A 1,582-nucleotide genomic window follows, 5' to 3' on the forward strand; every position below is an offset into this window, starting at 1 on the left:
TGCGCGCGCCGTTTCCCCCGCCCCGAGCCGCGTCCGAGCCGCGGGCTGAACCCGGCGTCGGGTCCGCAGATCCTGCGGCGGATGTGCCGCGATACCCGCCGTCGGGGTCCACCACGACATGGTCACCGGTGGCCATCGCCACCAACGCGTCGGCGCGCCGCTGCGCGAGGGTGCGGCGGTCACCCGGCGCCGCTTTTCCCGCGAAGGCGTCGATTCGCTCCGCGAGAACCGCCCCCGCAGCTGCGGGCAGACGGGCTGTCATGGTGCACATCCCGCGGTCTTCTCTGCGAAATCGCACACCCCGACCGAAGGCGGCGTCACGGCGGCGCTCGGCCTCGCCCTCCGGGTCGATCTTCGCGACGACGTTGTCCGCGTGCCGGGAGATCGTCCTCCGGTTGGGCCGCTCCCCCCTGTGGAGTCGCTTGAGATAGTCCTCGACGACAGCGGCCTGCACCTCGTGGCTGAGGGAGGGGTCCACGTCCCTGATCCGGCTACACAGCAGCATCGCGATGCGCTCGCACAACAGCCCCGATTCCATCGCATCCAGAACCGCGGGGGCCCAGGCGTGCACGTCCACGGCCAACCCGACCACGTCACTCGCCCGCGAGTACGTCACACCGGTCGTGGCCACCAGAGACTGGCAGGTGTGATCGATGGGGTCGAGCCTGGACCAGTCAGGCTCCCCCGGGCCCATCTCCCGCAGCCGCGCCTCGAGCTGCCGTTCGTGGTGCTCGACGAGGGCATGGACACCCCGGCATCTCGCGGCGGCCGCCCGATTCTCGGCGAACAGTACCTCTGAGGCGAGGAGCTCGGCGGCCACGCCATCGGCCGCACTGCCACTGCAGATCATCGCTACTCCTCGCCTGAATCGCTCCTGTGTTCGATTATATCGAACACATATGCGGATCAGGTAACGATCCTGCAACGCCTCGGGGGGTGCGTCCCGGGGTGCCGTGGGTCAGTCCTCCGCCTCCCACGGGGGCGGGATCATGGCGGCGACCGCGGCAGCCGCCAGAGCGACCCCGCACCCGAGCAACAGGCCCACGCGGAAACCGGTCTCGGTGGGCACGAACAGCCCCCCGAAGTCCACGGATATCTGTGTGAGGATCACCCCGAGTACCGCCGCGGCCGTGGTGGTGCCGATCGACCGCATGAGGGTGTTGACGCTGTTGGCGGACCCCATCTCGGAGTGCGGCACCGACGACATGATGAGGGCGGGCATGGCACCGTAGGCCAGACCCACGCCGGAGCTGGTGATGACGGCCGCGATCATGACGCCCCACGTCGAGCCCATGAGGAACATGGCGGAGGCGTACCCCGATGCGATGACCAGCGATCCCAGGATGAGCGTGGGCTTGGGACCCCGTGTGGTGATGAGTCGTCCGCTGATCGGGGAGACGGCCATCATGGCCAACCCGCCGGGCGCGATCCACAGCCCCATGGCGACCATCGACTGCCCCAGCCCGTGGCCGGTGGCCACCGGGAGCTGGAGTATCTGGGGGATGACGAGCAGCTGCGCGTACAGACCCATGCCCACGAGGATCGAGGTGGACCGTTCCCGTTCTGGTGGACACGCGGAGAT

The 1,582-nt window shown here is 69.2% G+C and carries 2 protein-coding genes; both read right to left on the reverse strand.

All coding sequences use genetic code 11. The features are described from left to right. A partial coding sequence (locus G6028_RS17115; protein ID WP_182659582.1) for a DUF222 domain-containing protein occupies positions 1-850 on the reverse strand: 850 nt, incomplete at its 3' end. A gap of 108 nt (positions 851-958) precedes the next feature. Further along, positions 959-1,582: MFS transporter (locus G6028_RS17120; protein ID WP_338404265.1), on the reverse strand; the 624-nt coding region annotated here is incomplete at its 5' end.

This window comes from Dietzia cercidiphylli (genome assembly GCF_014145145.1).
GTDB lineage: Bacteria > Actinomycetota > Actinomycetes > Mycobacteriales > Mycobacteriaceae > Dietzia > Dietzia natronolimnaea.